At 58.0% G+C, this 16,078-nt stretch carries 13 protein-coding genes; 6 read left to right on the top strand and 7 right to left on the bottom strand.

All coding sequences use genetic code 11. The features are described from left to right. Nucleotides 1-174: 174 nt before the first annotated feature. Together AC0QHF_RS11415 and AC0QHF_RS11410 are read right to left on the bottom strand one after the other, a co-directional pair. Nucleotides 175-1,116, bottom strand: coding sequence for an ADP-ribosylglycohydrolase family protein (locus AC0QHF_RS11415; protein WP_324704334.1), 942 nt, complete (start codon nucleotides 1,114-1,116; stop codon nucleotides 175-177). Between the two features lie 210 nt (nucleotides 1,117-1,326). Further along, nucleotides 1,327-2,715 carry a nicotinate phosphoribosyltransferase gene (locus tag AC0QHF_RS11410; RefSeq protein ID WP_324704333.1) on the bottom strand — a complete coding sequence of 463 codons (1,389 nt, stop codon included), beginning with the start codon at nucleotides 2,713-2,715 and terminating at the stop codon, nucleotides 1,327-1,329. 151 nt (nucleotides 2,716-2,866) lie between these two features. On the opposite strand from AC0QHF_RS11410, the gene AC0QHF_RS11405 reads away from it, so the two are divergent. Beyond that, nucleotides 2,867-4,216 carry a TMEM143 family protein gene (locus tag AC0QHF_RS11405; protein ID WP_324704332.1) on the top strand — a complete coding sequence of 450 codons (1,350 nt, stop codon included), beginning with the start codon at nucleotides 2,867-2,869 and terminating at the stop codon, nucleotides 4,214-4,216. Nucleotides 4,217-4,562: 346 nt separating this feature from the next. Here AC0QHF_RS11405 and AC0QHF_RS11400 read toward each other — a convergent pair whose 3' ends face one another. The 3 genes from AC0QHF_RS11400 to AC0QHF_RS11390 form a co-directional block, all read right to left on the bottom strand. Further along, nucleotides 4,563-4,790, bottom strand: coding sequence for a photosystem II protein, Psb35-related (locus AC0QHF_RS11400; protein ID WP_324704331.1), 228 nt, complete (start codon nucleotides 4,788-4,790; stop codon nucleotides 4,563-4,565). 66 nt (nucleotides 4,791-4,856) lie between these two features. Further along, on the bottom strand, nucleotides 4,857-5,054 hold the full coding sequence (gene pgr5 / locus AC0QHF_RS11395) for a cyclic electron transport protein PGR5 (RefSeq protein ID WP_324704330.1): 198 nt from the start codon (nucleotides 5,052-5,054) through the stop codon (nucleotides 4,857-4,859). A 378-nt stretch (nucleotides 5,055-5,432) separates the two neighbouring features. Next, a complete protein-coding gene (locus tag AC0QHF_RS11390) occupies nucleotides 5,433-5,648 on the bottom strand; it encodes a hypothetical protein (protein ID WP_324704329.1) in 216 nt (71 codons plus the stop codon). A gap of 1 nt (nucleotide 5,649) precedes the next feature. Between AC0QHF_RS11390 and murD the strand changes: the two genes are divergently transcribed. After that, a complete protein-coding gene (gene murD / locus AC0QHF_RS11385) occupies nucleotides 5,650-7,014 on the top strand; it encodes a UDP-N-acetylmuramoyl-L-alanine--D-glutamate ligase (RefSeq protein WP_324704328.1) in 1,365 nt (454 codons plus the stop codon). Between the two features lie 114 nt (nucleotides 7,015-7,128). Here the strand turns inward: murD and AC0QHF_RS11380 are convergent, their stop codons facing one another. Beyond that, nucleotides 7,129-8,136 (bottom strand): transglutaminase domain-containing protein, encoded by a 1,008-nt coding sequence (locus tag AC0QHF_RS11380; RefSeq protein ID WP_324704327.1) that lies wholly within the window; start codon nucleotides 8,134-8,136, stop codon nucleotides 7,129-7,131. A gap of 329 nt (nucleotides 8,137-8,465) precedes the next feature. Here AC0QHF_RS11380 and AC0QHF_RS11375 point away from each other — a divergent pair, with 329 nt between their 5' ends. Continuing rightward, entirely contained in the window at nucleotides 8,466-9,821 is a 1,356-nt protein-coding gene (locus AC0QHF_RS11375; protein WP_324704326.1) for a hypothetical protein, read from the top strand. Nucleotides 9,822-9,986: 165 nt separating this feature from the next. Here AC0QHF_RS11375 and AC0QHF_RS11370 read toward each other — a convergent pair whose 3' ends face one another. Further along, nucleotides 9,987-12,287: a RelA/SpoT family protein gene (locus tag AC0QHF_RS11370; RefSeq protein WP_324704325.1), complete on the bottom strand. Its 2,301-nt coding sequence runs from the start codon at nucleotides 12,285-12,287 to the stop codon at nucleotides 9,987-9,989. Nucleotides 12,288-12,840: 553 nt separating this feature from the next. Between AC0QHF_RS11370 and patD the strand changes: the two genes are divergently transcribed. The 3 genes from patD (at nucleotide 12,841) to AC0QHF_RS11355 (ending at nucleotide 15,919) form a co-directional block, all read left to right on the top strand. Then, nucleotides 12,841-13,215, top strand: coding sequence for a heterocyst frequency control protein PatD (gene patD / locus AC0QHF_RS11365; protein ID WP_324704324.1), 375 nt, complete (start codon nucleotides 12,841-12,843; stop codon nucleotides 13,213-13,215). A 99-nt stretch (nucleotides 13,216-13,314) separates the two neighbouring features. Continuing rightward, nucleotides 13,315-14,058 carry a precorrin-2 C(20)-methyltransferase gene (locus AC0QHF_RS11360; protein WP_324704323.1) on the top strand — a complete coding sequence of 248 codons (744 nt, stop codon included), beginning with the start codon at nucleotides 13,315-13,317 and terminating at the stop codon, nucleotides 14,056-14,058. A 313-nt stretch (nucleotides 14,059-14,371) separates the two neighbouring features. Further along, nucleotides 14,372-15,919 (top strand): energy transducer TonB, encoded by a 1,548-nt coding sequence (locus tag AC0QHF_RS11355; RefSeq protein ID WP_324704322.1) that lies wholly within the window; start codon nucleotides 14,372-14,374, stop codon nucleotides 15,917-15,919. The last annotated feature ends 159 nt before the right edge of the window (nucleotides 15,920-16,078 follow it).

Raw genomic sequence — 16,078 nt, 5'->3', positions numbered from 1 at the left:
GCGAAGACAGCGACGGGGATTCTGGGGTCAAACAGTAAATGCAGGCTGAGCCTGACTGACTTTACCTCGCCCACAGGGTATGGGGGTCGATCGCTCCCGGTACAAATGTCCATCTGTTAATATGATACGCTTTCGATCGCAATTCCGCTCTTGGCCCGACTTCCGAGGCTCCATTCAGCTCAATTCTAACGCCGCTTCCAGGCGCTCTGCCAAAGCCACGATCACCGAACGGCGGGCGATCGCTTCCACCCATTCGGACGGAATCGCCTCGAATCCATAATAGATCCCCGCCAGTCCCCCCGTCACCGCCCCGGTGGTGTCCGTATCGCCCCCCAAATTGACCGCTTTCAACACCGCTTCGGCGTAGGAATCCGTCGTCAGCAGGCACCACAGCGACGCCTCCAACGTATGGAGGACGTAACCACTCGAAGCGATCGCCTTTTCCGGCAGGGTCTCGATCTGCCCCCCGAACACCCGCTCGAAGGTCTTCAACTCCGCCTCAAACGGCGGTTTGCTGTAAATCGGTTTGACCGCTTCCACACCCTGGATGTAGGCCGTTTTCGGGTCGAGTCCCCGCAACAAACCGATGGCAATGCTGATGTAAATGCCACAGGCCATCTGCGATCGCGGGTGGCCGTGGGTGAGGCAGGAACAGTCGTGGACCCGCCCGATCAGTTCCGAAAATGGCAGCGTTCGGTAATAGTAAACCAGGGGCAAAATCCGCATCAGGGAACCGTTGCCGTTGCTGTTATCGTCGGTCCCCCCCGCCTCCACCGGCGGCACCCCCCGTTTCAAACGGTGGATGGCCATCCGAGTCGTGCCGCCGATGTCGAAAACTTCGCCATAGGGCGCCCAAGCCGCCTCGTACCGCCACTCACAAAAGGAGCGGGCGATCGCATTCAAATCGTACCCGTCGCAGAGGCTATGGGCCAGACAGAAGGTGAGGGAACTGTCGTCGGACCAGGTTCCCGGCGGTTGGTTGTAGGTGCCGTAGCCGCTCATCCCCTTGACGGGGTGGAGGCGGCACTGGCTGCGGGAGTGGAATTCGACGGGAACGCCGAGGGCATCGCCCACGCAGACTCCCATCAAACCGGATAAGACTGGAGAAGATTTCATCGTATCAGTGAAGAGATTTACCGAATATTAGAATTTTACCAAAAAATCGGGTCAAAAGCCTCACCTTTTGAGGGTGAGGAGTGAGAAATGGGGAACGAGTTTCTCTTTTCTCTGTTCCCACTCCTTCCCCATTGGGGAATCTCAAATCTCAAATGAGAGCACCGTGCCTTGCGCCCCCACACCCCACACCCGTTGCCCTGAGTACACCCTTCAATACCGTTGACTCACCTGCTTTCTCAAGGTTTCCAACGCTTCGGACGTCTCGAATCCCGGCAACTCGGGATCCTCCGGACGGCGAGAGTGCGGGGGGAGACTGGCAACGGAGGCCGCGGTGCGATCGGCGATTTCCGCCAGCGTCTCGGGGTCCTTCACCCGCCGTCCGCTTTTCATGACCAACTGCAACAGGGACACCGATTCGCCCCCGTTCTTGTCACCTTCGTCCATCAACTGCAGGCGATCGCATTTCATTTTCCCGTCCTCCAAAATGCGATAAACTTGTTTTCGGCCCGGATAGGTGAGTTTGCTGCTCGACTTCTTCATCACCGGGATGCCGTCAATTTCCACCAGCTTGTAAACCCCGTTGAACGGAGTGCCGCTCACCAGTTTGGTGCCGACACCGTACCCGTCGATGGGGGCGTTTGCAGCCTTCAAACGGGCGATTTCGGCTTCGTCGATGTCCCCGCTGGCCAGGATCGCCACCTGCGGGGGCAGGAGCGATCGCACCTGTTTGGAGAGTTCCGCCAGATCCCCCGAATCCAGTCGCACCCCTTTGATTTCCATCTGCCCCGCCTTGACTTTCTCCGCCAACCGTTTCGCCGCCGCCACCGTGTCGTAGGTGTCGATCAACAAAGGCGCCCCGGGGAAGTAGCGCCCGAAGGCCTCAAAGGCTGCGTCCTCGTCTTCGTCGATGGCCGCGATCGCCATGATCAGGGCGTGGGCCATCGTCCCGGACGGTTCCCGGCCCAATTTCAACGCCCCCAGCACGTTGGAGGTGGCATCGAACCCCGCCGCCAACGCCGCCCGCGCCGCCCACAGCGCCGCCTGGGGGCTGAAAGCCCGCCGGGTGCCGAATTCCAGCAACTTCACCTCCGGCCCGGCCATATCCCGCATCCGCGCCGCCCGGGTGGCGATCAGGGTCTGGTAGTTGATCGTATTGAGGAGGTAGGTTTCCACGATCTGGGCCTGCCACAGGGGCGCCTCCACCCGCAGCAGCGGTTCGTTGGGGAAGACCGCCGTCCCCTCCGGCACCGCCCACACGTCCCCCTCGAAGCGGGCCTCCGCCAGCACCGACCAAAACCGCTCGGGGGCCTGTTTGAAAATTCCCAAATTTTTCAGCGCCTCGATTTGGGAGGGATCAAACCGGAGATTTTCCAAATATTCTAACGCCTGGGTCAGCCCCATCGCGATCGCGTAGCCGAAGTTTCCCGGCAATTTCCGGGCGAACAGCTCGAAACAAGCCGGTTTGCGATCAACCCCCTCCCCCACATAACAGGCCGCCATCGTCAGTTGGTAGAGATCGGTCAGCAAGCTCTCGTCGGCGGGGGTCGGGGACAGTTCCCGGTTTTCCCGCAGTCGGTCGGTTTCCTTGGCAGTTGTCATGGGACGAATCCCCCCTATGCTGGCGTTTTTTTAATTATAGTGAAATTTACCATATCTGTCCAGCGGTTCGCGATTTCATGATTATAAAAAATGATTAAGTTTTGATGATTTTTCAGAGCCGAGCCTTAAAATACGTCCGACGGCCCTTGACATGAATTGGAAAGAACAAATTGACATGGCTACCTACGAAGATCGGGAAGCATTCATCCCCTACCGACGCCGCGATCTGATCGAACTGTGCGTCCGAGACGGCCGACTCCCCCGGGAAGAAATTCCCAAATTCCGCGAATTTTGTTCGATTCTGACCGCCCACTACCATTTCAAATTTCACCAAATTTTGGAAACCCTAAAGGAAAATTACGCCCCCTTCAACCCCGACTCGGACACCCACTTTATCGGCGACCTCACCCCGGACGACCGCCGAACGATGGGCGATCGCCTCACCGCCACCTTCGGAGAACTATTGGCAGCAGCAAATTACTTTTTGTTATCCAAAAAAGCCTTAGATAAAGCCCTGGAAGAACAATCTTTAATCGACCTGCACACCAACGTAAACTTTGACGAATTTGCCAATATAATTTGCTACTGTAGGGGGGAAAAATCTCAGGCTATAACGGTCAAAAAATGGGGCTTCAAAAATGAACAAGTCGCCATCAAAATTTTCGAGCGGGTGGTGTTGCTCCTGCGCTTCAAAGGGGAAAGATATTTCCAGAAAAAGGGGGAGGCGATCGAAGAGCTGAAATTCAAACCCGGAAAGGCTTACATTTATTTCTACAAAAATGTCCCCAAAAATGATTTGGATTTACTCTTTCCCAACGTCAAAACCTACATGACCTGGAAAGATCGGCTGATGCTGATCGTCCCCGCGATCGGTGCCGCCGTCGCCATCATCCTGAGAATCCTGCCCCAAGTCCTATTAATTTTCGGCGTAATTCTCTTTTTTGTCGGCGGCATCCCCGGCCTGGAAGATATGAAAGCCAACGAGCGACAGGTACAGGATATCATGCCGCTTTTGGTCACGTTTCTCTCGATTTTAATCGCCTTGGGGGGGTTCGGATTCAAACAATATTCCAGTTACAAAAGCAAGAAAATACAATTTCAAAAGCACGTTACCGACACCCTATTCTTCAAAAACCTCGCCAACAACAGCAGCGTCTTCCACGCCGTCACCGACTTGGCGGAGGAAGAGGAGTGCAAAGAGATCATTCTCGTCTACTACCACCTGCTGACGAGTCCCACACCCCTGACGCCGGAACAACTCGACGATCGCATCGAAAAATGGATGGAAGAAACCTTCGGAACCCAAATCGACTTCGACATCAACGGTCCGTTAAAAAACTTGGCGGACATCCGCGGCAAAGTCGTCCGCAACGGCGAAGACGAGGAAAAAATCAAAGCGGTTCCCCTCCTCCGCTACAGGGATGACGGCTCTTGCCAGGTGCTCTCCCTCGAAGACGCCAAAGCCGCGATCGATTACCTCTGGGACCGGATCTATAATTGATCATTGACAATTATCAACAAATAGCGGGAATAGTAGTGGGAACGCACCGCCGAGGACTTTTCACAATTCCACTATTACCCATTCCCCATTCCCCATTCCCCATTCCCCATTCCCCACTACCCCCTACCTCTTGCCTATCGCCTATCGCCTATTGCCTATCGCCTATTGCCTATCGCCTATTGCCTATCGCCTATCGCCTATCGCCTATTGCCTATCGCCTATTGCCTATTGCCTATTGCCTATTGCCTCAAAAAAAAAGAGCAGCCTTCCGTGGCTGCTCAGAGGAGAGTCTAAAAACCGTTGTTGACAGAAACTAGGAGTGAGCGTTCAGTCAGTGAAGAAATAATTAGCCGGACAGACCGTTGCTGCTGAAAGCGTCGAGGCTGTAGGCGGGGACTCGCTGGTTGTAGTCAGTTTCCGTACCCGTCACCGATTTGGAAAGCCGTTCAAAAGATTCGGAATTCCAGTTGCGGAGGTGGATAGGCTTGGACTGTTCGCCGCGAAAATAAGCCATCGTTCCGATAACGGAAACGGCAACCCAACCCACAACAAAAAGAGCAGCTAAGATAATCATGTTTTGACCTCCTATAAGGTAAAAAATTACAAAAATTAAGTGGTTACAGAATTGCGATCGAGAACGTTACGCCAACAAACCGAGTCGTTTACCGTTGCTTTTCGCCAACCGGATGAAGTTTTGCCGTTCCTTGGAACTGATGCCAAACCGGTTGCAGAAGTTGGTGATGGTTTTGGCGTGCAGTGCGATCGCCTGACCGCGAACTTGATTGAACTTGGCTTTCCCCATCCCGGAGCGAATCAGAACGATAATCGGTGCGAACATCCTCGGGCAACTCCTTGCTGTTAACTTATGTAAACTAATGTAACGAATTTGTTACAAAGTGTCAAGATATTTGACAAATTAATTTTTTTTGCTATAATATGCGCTGCTTGTCGGACAACCCGGGACAAATCTCAATCGGGCAACCCGGGACAAATCTCAATCGGGCAACCCGAGACAAATCTCAATCGGGCAACCCGAGACAAATCTCAATCGGGCAACCCGAGACGGTTGCCCCCACGGATAGGAAGTAGAGGGGTAGGGAGGCAGGGGGGTAGGGAGGCAGGGGGGCAGGGGAGGCAGGGGAGGCAGGGGAGGCAGGGGAGGCAGGGGGGCAGAGGGGCGGAGGAGGCAGGGGGGGCAGGGGAGGCAAATTTCTAGTCAGATCTGTACAAATTTCCCAATCATCTGAATATGATTTTTGCTATTAGCTTGGGAATTGATTCCCAAGCGGTGCGGATGTTTGACCCGCTTCCCCTGCTTCCTCTGCTTCCTCTGCTTGACCGTTGCCTCCCTCCGCCCCTCCGCTTCCTCCACCCCGATCGCCCAAACGCGATAAAATTGATGGCGGTCAACCAGGGGTGGTAGATAAGACACGATGCCCAAGGCTCATATCATCGGATTGGGAAAGTCGGGAAACGCGGCGGCGCGGCTGTTGAAGGTTCAGGGATGGGAAGTGACGGTGAGCGATCGCAACACCTCGGAATCCCTGCAACGGCAATGTCAGCCCCTCATCGACGAAGGAATTGCGGTCAAATTGGGGGAGAGTTTCGACCCCCACAGTGCCCCGGATCTGGTGGTGGTGAGTCCCGGTGTCCCCTGGGATCTGCCCGTCTTGGAAGCGGCCCGCAGTTTAGGCATCGAAACCGTCGGGGAAATGGAACTGGCTTGGCGAAATCTCCGGGACGTGCCCTGGGTGGGAATTACGGGGACCAACGGCAAAACCACGACCACCGCCCTCACCGCCCAGATTTTTGAAGTCGCCGGACTGAAGGCCCCCGCCTGCGGCAACATCGGCAACGCCGCCTGCGAGTTAGCCCTGCAACGGCAGCAAAACCCCTCGATGGCTTTGGATTGGGTGATCGCGGAAATCAGCAGCTTTCAGATCGAATCCTCAACCCAACTCGCTCCCAAAATCGGGCTGTGGACGACATTCACCCCCGACCACCTCAACCGCCACTACACGTTGGAGAACTATTACGAGATCAAGGCGAGTTTGATGGATCGCTCCGAAGTGCAAATTTTCAACGGGGACGACCCCTATTTGAGGCGGACGGCGGGCGATCGCTGGCCCGATGCCCGTTGGACGAGCGTGAAGGGATACGGGGACTTATTGGGCGATCGCACCCGCGGCGTTTACATTGAGGAAGACTGGGTGATGTACGACGGCGAAGCGATCGCCCCCGTCGATAGTTTGAAAATGGTGGGGGACCACAACCGCCAAAATCTGCTGATGGCCGTCGCCGCCGCCAAACTCGCCGGTATCGATAAAGATGCGATCGCCAAAGGTATCGCCACCTTCCCCGGCGTCCCCCACCGCTTGGAAGAAGTCAGCACCTGGATGGGCATCCGCTGGATCAACGACAGCAAAGCCACCAACTACGACGCCGCCGAGGTGGGGTTGGCGGCGGTGGAAGCCCCCGTGATTCTGATCGCCGGAGGGGAGGCGAAGGCGGGCGACGATACCCGCTGGATCGAAGCCATCCACCAAAAAGCCGCGACGGTGCTGCTGATCGGGTCGGCGGCGGAACCCTTTGCGCGACGGTTGAAAGAGAGTCAATATCACAATATCGAAATTGTCGAAACCCTGGAAAATGCCATCCCCCGGGCGGCGGAATTGGCGAGTCAGTTAAAGGCGAAGGCCGTGTTACTCTCCCCCGCCTGCGCGAGTTTCGACCAATACCGCAGCTTTGAACACCGGGGCGATCGCTTCCGGGAATTGTGTTTAGAATTAATGGGATGACAATTAACAATATTCCCCATTCCCTATTCCCCATTCCCTATTGCCTATTGCCTATTGCCTATTCCCTATTCCCTATTCCCTACACCCTACACCCTACACCCTACACCCTACACCCTATTTCTCAAACTGAAATGCCCCCAAATATTGATAGTCTCCATCCCGGCGATCGCTGCTGTAGAGGCGGACGGTGTGGGTTCCCCGGCGGGTGACGGGGCAGGAGATTTCCGGGGTTTCTCGGGTGGTGGGGGGGGCGCAGCGGGATGGGGAGCCTCCCGGGGGAACGACTTCGGCCAGAACCCAGCGGCGATCGCGGTTTTTCAGCCAAATTTCGGCGGAATTTCGGACTCCGGCGGGCAACCATTTGGGGGCGATCAGCTCGAATCCCAAAGCGAAGAAATTGGGGTCGAGGAGGGGTTGGCGGGTGAATTCCGGGCGGTGGAGGGGGCTCGAAAGTAACTGCCACTTGCGATCGCGGGGAAAGTGGGTCATCGCCATCACCTCCGGCGGGGTGAACAGGTAGGCGGTGCGGTAGCGGGAGATGAACCGGGATGGGGTCAGGTAGCCGCTATTCCACGTCACGTCTATCAAATACCAGTTTCCCCCAATTTTGGCTGCGTTCCAGGCGTGTCCCTCCCCGCTCAAGTCCCCGGCGGGGTTGCGAAAATCTCCGGGAATGTAGGCCATATCGACGCCCGCCGCCTCCCCCAGGGCCTTCAACAACCGGGCGAAACCAGAACAGACGGCCTTTCGGGTGGCGAAGACGGTACGGGCGTCTTGGGGGGGATAGTGGCCGCGTTTGTAGGCGGAAAAGTCGTAGTCGATGCGGGTGGCAACGTAGTCGTGGAGGGCTTTCACCTGTAAAAAGGGGTCGGGTTCCCGTCCGACGATATAATCGGCGAAGGATTCGAGACTCGTTTCGGCGATCGCGGGCATCCGCCTCACCAGGGGGTGAACCGATTCTTCCGCCCAGGGCCAGGTTTTGGCGGGAGTTGCCGGATAGGCGACGGTGGGGGGGGATGCGGGGGGTAGAATGAGGGCGATCGCACAGATCAGCGAAATAATTGTAACGCTCAAAAAGACTCGGGGACGAATTCGCAGGGGCATGAATGAAACAGAACTCACCGTTATTATTGATGTTTTCTGTTGCTCAATCTCAAAATCCGGCGGATGGGGGTGCGATCGGATTCGGGTTTGAAGCGGACGGAGTTTGGGAATTTTAGATTTTGGATTTTGGATTTTGGATTCCCCTGAGAATGAAATTGAACGACTGAAACAATCTGATGTCGCTCTGAGTGATAGAGCTTCGCGCCCGGTGTGGGATGTGGGGAAGCGAAGGGAGCAACGCAGATAGGCTTTTCTTCCTCTGCCTCCTGGAGCTTCCTCTGCCTCCTCCGCCCCCGGACCCCTCCGCCCCCCCCGCCTTCCACCCCAACACTATCCGATCGCACGAAATGCCAATTGAAACGCTACCCGACACCGATTTCCAGTATTATCTGATCGCCTTCGACGCCGACGGAAACGAGCGCACCGACGACCCGGACGGCCAAATGAGCGATCGGGTGACGGAGGTTCTCGCCCGGGAACCCGTCACGGACGTTTTTCTGTTCTGCCACGGCTGGCTCAGTGACATTCCGGCATCCCGGAGGCAGTACCGGAGGTGGATTCGGGCCGTCCTCGATCGCCGGGAAGATCTCGCCCGCTTCGAGGAAATCCAGCCCGGTTTTTACGCCCTGGCCGTGGGTTTGCACTGGCCGAGTATGCCCTGGGGGGATTACGATCTCGAAGCGTCGCCCCTGTCGGTGGGATTCGACGGCGCGCGCCCCCATCCCCCCGTCGCCCATCTGGTTGATCGCTACGCCCGACGCATCGCGGATACCCCCACGGCCCGGGCCGCCCTGGAGACGATTTTCAACGCCGCGATCGACAATATCGCCCCGGACACCCTGCCCCGGGCGGTGCGGGAGGCTTATCACGTCCTCGATCGCGAATCGGGTTTGTACGGCAGGGGGGTGGGGGCGACTCCGAGCGGCGATCGCGATCCCTTCGACCCGGAGCGAACGTTCATCGCCGCCCGCCGGGAAGCCCTCAGCTTTGGTGGCTTCAGTTGGGGGGGGCTCCTCGCCCCCCTCCGCACCCTCTCCTTTTGGAAGATGAAAGATCGCGCCCGCCAGTTCGGCGAAAACGGCGCCTTCAACTTGCTCGCCAACCTGCAGCGGGTGGGGGGGGATCAGGTGCGATTTCACCTGATGGGCCACAGCTTCGGATGCATCGTCGCCTCCGCCGCCCTTACCGGCGACCCCGCCGACGCCTCCCCCAACCGCCCCGTCAACTCCCTCCTCCTCGCCCAAGGCGCCCTCTCCCACTGGTCCTACTGTCCCGACATCCCCCTGGCTCCGGGTACTCCGGGCCACTTTCATAGCCTGATCGCCGATCGCCTCGTCGCCGGCCCGATCGCGATCACCCGCTCCAAATGGGACACCGCCCTGAGCAAATGGTATCCCCTCGCCGCTTCCGCCGCCGGGTGGGTGGGGCGATCGATGAGCTTCTACTCCACCGCCAACCCGCCCAAATACGCCGCCCTCGGCACCTTGGGGGCCAGCGGCGGCCCGGACTTCACCCCCGTCGATGGGAACCTCCTCCCCGCCACCGCCCACTACCCCTTCGAGCCGGGGGTCATCTACAACCTCGACGGCGACGAGTTCATCCGGGAAGGCGGCGGACCCCAGGGCGCCCACAACGACCTGGCCCGCCCCGAAGTCGCCCACCTGATGTGGGAGGCGGCGTTGGCGTCCGTCAATAACAATTAACCATTAATAATTAATCATTAATAATTGGGGGATGGGGAACCAAAAACAATTGAGAATTGAGAATTGGGGAAGGGGGGGAGCTTCCAGCAAAAATTCCCCAGGCCCGAATTCGGGAAATGGGGAATCAAAAACCATCAACAACTATTAATTGTTAATTGTTAATTATTAATTGTTAATTGTCTGAGAGCGCTTGTCGCCCCGGTTCATGCGGCGCAGGTTGAGGACGTCGCTGATGTTTTTGATTTGGACGCAGGTTTGCTCGAATTGGCTGCGATCGCAGATTTCGATCCCCAGTTCAATCAGGGCGGGGGCGCCGCGGAATGTCTTCACCTGGGCGCTACAGACGTTGATGTTGTTGTCCTTGAGGCGGGAGAGGATGTCGTTGAGGACGCCGACGCGATCGAGTACCTCGATCTGGATTTTGACCGGGTAGGTTTTCGGGCGTCCCTGGTTGCCGTCGGTGGGGTTCCAACTGACGGGGACCAGCCGCTCGCCGGGGACCTTGGTCACGTTCGGGCAGCCCTGGCGGTGGATGGAAATGCCCCGGGTGCGCGTCACCGTGCCGATGATCGCCTCTCCGGGGATCGGGTTGCAGCATCCGGCGATGTGGTAGAGCAGCCCTTCCACCCCGGCGATGGGGGATTGGGTTAATGGGGACGGGTGGGCCGGCGTGGGGGCGGCGGGAATCGAGGCGGGCATTTGCAGGTTGGTGGTGCGATCGCCCTCCACCTGCCGGATGGGGGTGTGGGCCTTCACCGCGTCCCGCAGCCGGTTCACCACCTGGTTGAGGGTGATTTCCCCGTATCCCAAACCGGCGAGTAGGTCGTCTACACTGTGATAATTGCAGCGATGGACGACGCCCTGCATGGGTTCGGATTTGAGCAGGGATTCAAAGCCGTTGCGGCCCATTTCCTTTTCAATCAGGGCCCGGCCCCGGGCGATATTTTCATCCCGGTGCGATCGCTTGTACCACTGGCGGATGCGGTTTTTTGCCGTGCTGGTTTTGACGAAATTCAGCCAGTCCAGGCTGGGGTGGCTGTTCTTCTGGGTGAGAATTTCCACGATATCCCCGTTTTTCAACCCCGTATACAGGGGGACGATGCGATCGTTCACCTTCGCCCCCTTGCAGTGGTTGCCGACTTCCGTATGGATGCGGTAGGCGAAATCGACGGGCGTCGCCCCGTGGCTGAGGGCGATGACGTCACCGTCGGGGGTGAAGACGTAGACATCCTCATCGAACAGGTTATTTTTGACGCTCTCCAAATACTCGTTGGCATCTTTGAGGTCGCTCTGCCATTCGAGAAGCTGCCGCAGCCAGGTGAATTTCTCGTCCGTATTGCTCAACTTGCCGAACCCCGAGCCGCCGGTTTCTTTATATTTCCAGTGGGCGGCGATCCCGTATTCGGCGATGTGGTGCATTTCCACGGTGCGGATTTGCACTTCGACGGGGCGCCCGGTGTTGCCGATGACTCCCGTGTGCAGGGACTGGTAGCGGTTGGGTTTGGGCAGGCCGATATAATCTTTGAAGCGGCCCGGAATCGGTCTGAAGGCGTCGTGGACGATCGCCAGAGCCCGGTAGCACTCGTCTTTGTGTTCCACGATCAACCGCAGGGCGGCGATATCATAGATCTCGTGAAATTCCTTGTGGCGGTCCTGCATCTTTTTGTAGATGCCGTACAGGTGTTTGGGACGGCCCGTCACTTCGTAGCAGCGGATACCGGCCTGTTCCATGCGATCGCGTAAAATGTCGGCCAATGCCGCGAGTCTTTCTTCCCGGATGGTTCTGCGATCGGCGACGGCGGTGCGGATTTCTCGGTAGGCCTCCGGTTCGAGGTACTTGAAGGATAAATCCTCCAATTCCCACTTGAAACGGCCGATCCCCAACCGGTTGGCGAGGGGGGCGAAGATTTCCCGGGTTTCCAGGGCGATGCTGCGCTGCTTGGCCTCCGGGAGGAATTCCAGGGTCCTCATGTTGTGGAGGCGATCGGCCAGTTTCACCACGATCACCCGGATGTCTTTGGCCATCGCCAGGAACATCCGCCGGAAGTTTTCGGCTTGGCGTTCGGTGGTGTTGGAGAAGTTGAACTTGGAGAGTTTGGTGACGCCCTCGACCAAGTGCCGGACTTCGGGGCCGAAGTGGCTTTCGAGTTCCTCGGGGGTGGTGTCGGTATCTTCGATGATGTCGTGGAGGAATCCCGCCGCCACCATCGCGCTGTCGCTGCCCAAAAACCGCAGCAGACCCGCCACGGCGATGGGGTGGTTGATGTAGGGTTCCCCGGATTTGCGGTACTGCCCTTTGTGGAGTTCGTAGGCAAATCGGAACGCCTCACAGATCAGGTCGGTATCCGGACAGGATCCGGGGGGATCGGATTCCCGCAGACTCTTGGAGGTGTCCAGACAGTGTTGCAGCCAGTCGGGGATGGCGCATTCGTAGGCGGTCGAGGTGGGTAGTGTTTTGGTGTTCATGGTAATTAGACCCTATGGAGTTACAGATACAGAGGTGATTGTGAGAATTTTTGTGCTTTTAATTAAAACCGTCGCGGAATTGGGAGTCCGAGTCGGCGAGGTCGGGTTTTGAAATGCGGGTGTCGGGCGTCGGGTGTCGGGATTTGAGATTCTCCCGATCTCCCCCCGACCCGCGGCTTCCCAGCCTTGAGAGTTCCTTTTCCCCAGCTTCCTCAAATATGGACGAATAACGCTCGGGAAGACCCGGGCGACGATGCTACTCTTTGAGATTCCGATTCCCTTTTGTTAGATTTCCGCTCTAAAAAACAACCCCACTCCCGCGATCGCCGGACTGGCCTTCGGGTCTGTCGCCCGCGACTCGGGGAGATGTGTCTCGGTTGAGAATTATCCTACCCTATCCCCCCAGGGGCGATTTCAGACGTTCTGAATTGCGAAAATGCAGAAAATTGCATGAGAATCGCAAGGGGATCGCGTCGGAACTCGGTTCACCGTCCCGGCCGGACGGTGTGACTTTTGTCTACGATCGCTAATAATAGACAAATTTCTTAACATTATGTTAACAAAAGAGACCCGCCACGCGATCGCGAATTTTCGCCGCTCCCTGGAAACCCTGCAAGGAACCCTGACTTCTGACCGCCCGGAGCTCGAACCCGCGAACCGGGCATTTGGGGAAGTTCAAGAGCAGTTTAAGACCCGGATTGCCCAACTCGGCGATCGCGAATCGGACGATCCCCGCCGGCTATCTCAACTCCAGTCCTACATCACCGAAACCCACAAGCAGATGCGATTGTTGGGGTTAGACCTGCGATTTTTGCAAGCATCCCGCCAGAGTGCCACGGCCCGCGATCGCCTGGCTCAAGTGCGCGATCGCATTTCCATTCTAATCGGATATTCCACGGCACTGTTGGAGAATACGGAGGGGGAGTAGGGCGGAGGGGCGACCGGAGGCGACCGGAAGCCGAACCCCCATTGCCTATTCCCCATTCCCTGCCCTAAGATTGCCAAATGTTTTGAAGCTGTCGATCCCATGTCCGAATCCCAAGCGATCGCCACCCTCTACGGCATTGGAGTGGGTACTGGCGATCCGGAACTGATCACCCTGAAAGGACTCAACCGCCTCAAGGCTTCCCCCGTGGTCGCCTTTCCCGCCGGGATGGGGGGCAAACCGGGCATCGCCGAAAGCATCATTTCGCCCTGGCTGAGTCCCGAACAGATCCAACTTCCGATCGCATTTCCCTACGTCCGGAATCAGGACGTCTTGCAGGCGGCTTGGCGAGAGGGCGCCGAGGCGGTTTGGCCCCACCTGAAACGGGGGCGGGATGTCGCCTTCGTCTCGGAAGGGGATGTCAGTTTTTACAGCACCTTCGGCTACCTGGCCGGAACCCTCAGACAGTTGCATCCCGAAGCCCAAATCGAGGCGATTCCGGGGGTCTGCTCCCCCCTGGCCGCGGCGGCGGAACTGGGGGTCCCCCTCACCGTGCAGCACCAGCGGTTGACAATCTTACCCGCCCTCTATACTGTCGATCGCATCGAAACGGCGTTGGACTCAGCGGAGGTGGTGGTGTTGATGAAAGTCAGTTCGGTGTATGAGACGGTTTGGAAGGTCCTGGAGCGCCGGGGCCTGCTGTCGAGGGCCTGCGTCGTGGAGCGGGCCACCCACCGCGATCGCGTCATTTACAGGGGATTGGGCGATCGGCCTGAGTTGCGGCTCTCCTATTTTTCCCTGCTGATCGTGTGGGCGAGTCCCGATGTAGAAATACCGCCATTGTAGGATCTACCAGGATGCAAAAATATGCCAACAGACTCCAGCGGTTAAGACATGGCGATGGTAGAAAGGGAGTCGGGAGGAAAGAGAAGATAGAACAGAGGGAAGAAAAACTTCTCATCCTCAAATCCCAGGCCCGGGGGGCAAGGCGCGGCGCCCCTACATTCCCGACACCCGACACCCGACTTAGAGAGTCGGTCTGGTGCTGATCACCGGATCTGATATGACCCGCCACGATGAGAATGAACCATGCTAAAACAATAACTGTCGGGGACGGCAGCAACTGCTTCAGAAGTTTTGTTTCAATTGGGATTTGATAATGACTGCTTCCACTTCTGCACTCTCATTTTTGCCCTCTGTCGTGCGCCAGCCGATGACGGTTGCCGTACTCGCCTCCCTCGGCCTCCACGCCCTCTTCGCCCTGAACCTGGAAAATATTCGCCTCTATCCGAATACGGTTCAACTGCCGCCGAGCGTGGAATTGATGGAATTATCCCCGAACCAAATTGACGGGATCTTCCCGGAACCGCCGCCGCAATTTACGCTGACGCCCTTCGCCCCCCCGGCATCCCTCCCGAGCTTGGGAGCGACTCCCAATAATCTACCCCAGTTTCCCCCCAGCGCTCGACAACTTCCGGTGTTCCCCCCGGTGTTTCCGGAACCCAACGTATCGCCCTTTTCTTCGCCCCCCCAACCGCGATCAAACAGCACGTTTTTACCCCCCGTCCAAACCATTCCCCAGCAGCCGCGCACCTTCAGTCCGCCGCCGGCGATCGAGTTCTTCGAGCCGCTCCCGGACCAACCGGGTGTCCCCGGAAACAGAAATGATGTCGAACTCGGGCGCATCCGGGATAACGTCCGCTTCAGTCATCTTTCCCCCGAGGAGCAACAGCAACTCGAAGAGCAGTTCGCCATGCTCCCGCCACCGCCTTCCTCGGCGCCATTTCCCGAAAATGACCCCAACTACAGCCAACCCCCCGGGATGCAACAGGAACCGGGCGCAGAAGCCTCGGAAAATTTCGCCCCCCCCGAACCCGCCGCAGAACCCCAACCGGGGGGTTCGATTCTCGCCAAACTCCAGGCGGACAACGATCGCCGACAGGAGGCCCTCGGCGTCTCCGACGGGGAAACCCCGCAACAACCGGCACCGACGGGGGAAGTTTCCGAGCAACAACAGGCGATGTTGCAGGGGGGCGGCGCCTATGTGGAGTGGGTGCTGTCTCTCAGGGGGGACTATCCGGACGTGGACATGAGCCAACCCCGCACGATTTCCGCCCTCTATCCCGCAGAAGCCTGCCAGGAACAGTTGAGCGGTGGGGCCTTGGTGGGGGTGATGGTCGGTTCCGGGGGCGAAATTCTTGCCGGACCGACGTTGTTGCGGGGGACGGGTTATCCGATTTTGGATGATGCGGCTCTGGCGGCTATCAACGACCTTCCCTTTGAAGCCCAAGGCGGTCCGATCGCCTATCAGTATGAGTTTAGCTTCGATAGCGAAAATTGTCGTTCCGTGACAACACCCGCACCGACACCGGCACCGGCACCGGCACCGGCACCGGCTCCCGCACCGGCACCGGCGCCCGCACCTCCGCCGGAATCGATAGAGGAACCTGCACCGGAACCGGCTCCCGCACCTCCGCCGGAATCGATAGAGGAGGAACCCGCACCGGAACCGGCGCCTTCGGGTTCGCTACTCCAAAAATTACAGGATTCTTCCAATAATCCCACCCCGGAATCTCAACCCGAGCCGGAATCCGCCGAGGAAGCTGAAATGTCGTCTTCGCAGCCGGGGGAAACCGACTCGGAGGATTTATCCCTGACGAAGGATGGCAAGTTGGAGTTGGAAAATATACCCAATGAGGGATTATAACGCGGCGCGTGGGAGTCGGGAGTCGGGAATAGGGAGTCGGGAATAGGGAGTCGGGAGTCGGGAGTCGGGAGTCGGGAGCGGAGGGAGCGGAGGGAGCGGAGGGAGCGGAGGGAGCAGGGGGAGCAGGGGGAGCGGAGGGAGCGAAGAAACGGGTGGAAC

This window comes from Lyngbya sp. CCY1209 (genome assembly GCF_055795065.1).
Note: the sequence above shows the minus strand (reverse complement) of the source record. Positions and strands in the feature narration are given on the sequence as shown.

Bases quoted from the DNA above. Each gene is read 5' to 3' on its own strand.
- AC0QHF_RS11415 (WP_324704334.1), bottom strand. From the start codon at position 1,116: ATGAAATCTTCTCCAGTCTTATCCGGTTTGATGGGAGTCTGCGTGGGC.
- AC0QHF_RS11370 (WP_324704325.1), bottom strand. From the start codon at position 12,287: ATGAACACCAAAACACTACCCACCTCGACCGCCTACGAATGCGCCATC.
- AC0QHF_RS11355 (WP_324704322.1), top strand. From the start codon at position 14,372: ATGACTGCTTCCACTTCTGCACTCTCATTTTTGCCCTCTGTCGTGCGC.
- AC0QHF_RS11360 (WP_324704323.1), top strand. From the start codon at position 13,315: ATGTCCGAATCCCAAGCGATCGCCACCCTCTACGGCATTGGAGTGGGT.
- patD (WP_324704324.1), top strand. From the start codon at position 12,841: ATGTTAACAAAAGAGACCCGCCACGCGATCGCGAATTTTCGCCGCTCC.
- AC0QHF_RS11410 (WP_324704333.1), bottom strand. From the start codon at position 2,715: ATGACAACTGCCAAGGAAACCGACCGACTGCGGGAAAACCGGGAACTG.
- murD (WP_324704328.1), top strand. From the start codon at position 5,650: ATGCCCAAGGCTCATATCATCGGATTGGGAAAGTCGGGAAACGCGGCG.
- AC0QHF_RS11400 (WP_324704331.1), bottom strand. From the start codon at position 4,790: ATGATTATCTTAGCTGCTCTTTTTGTTGTGGGTTGGGTTGCCGTTTCC.
- pgr5 (WP_324704330.1), bottom strand. From the start codon at position 5,054: ATGTTCGCACCGATTATCGTTCTGATTCGCTCCGGGATGGGGAAAGCC.
- AC0QHF_RS11405 (WP_324704332.1), top strand. From the start codon at position 2,867: ATGAATTGGAAAGAACAAATTGACATGGCTACCTACGAAGATCGGGAA.
- AC0QHF_RS11375 (WP_324704326.1), top strand. From the start codon at position 8,466: ATGCCAATTGAAACGCTACCCGACACCGATTTCCAGTATTATCTGATC.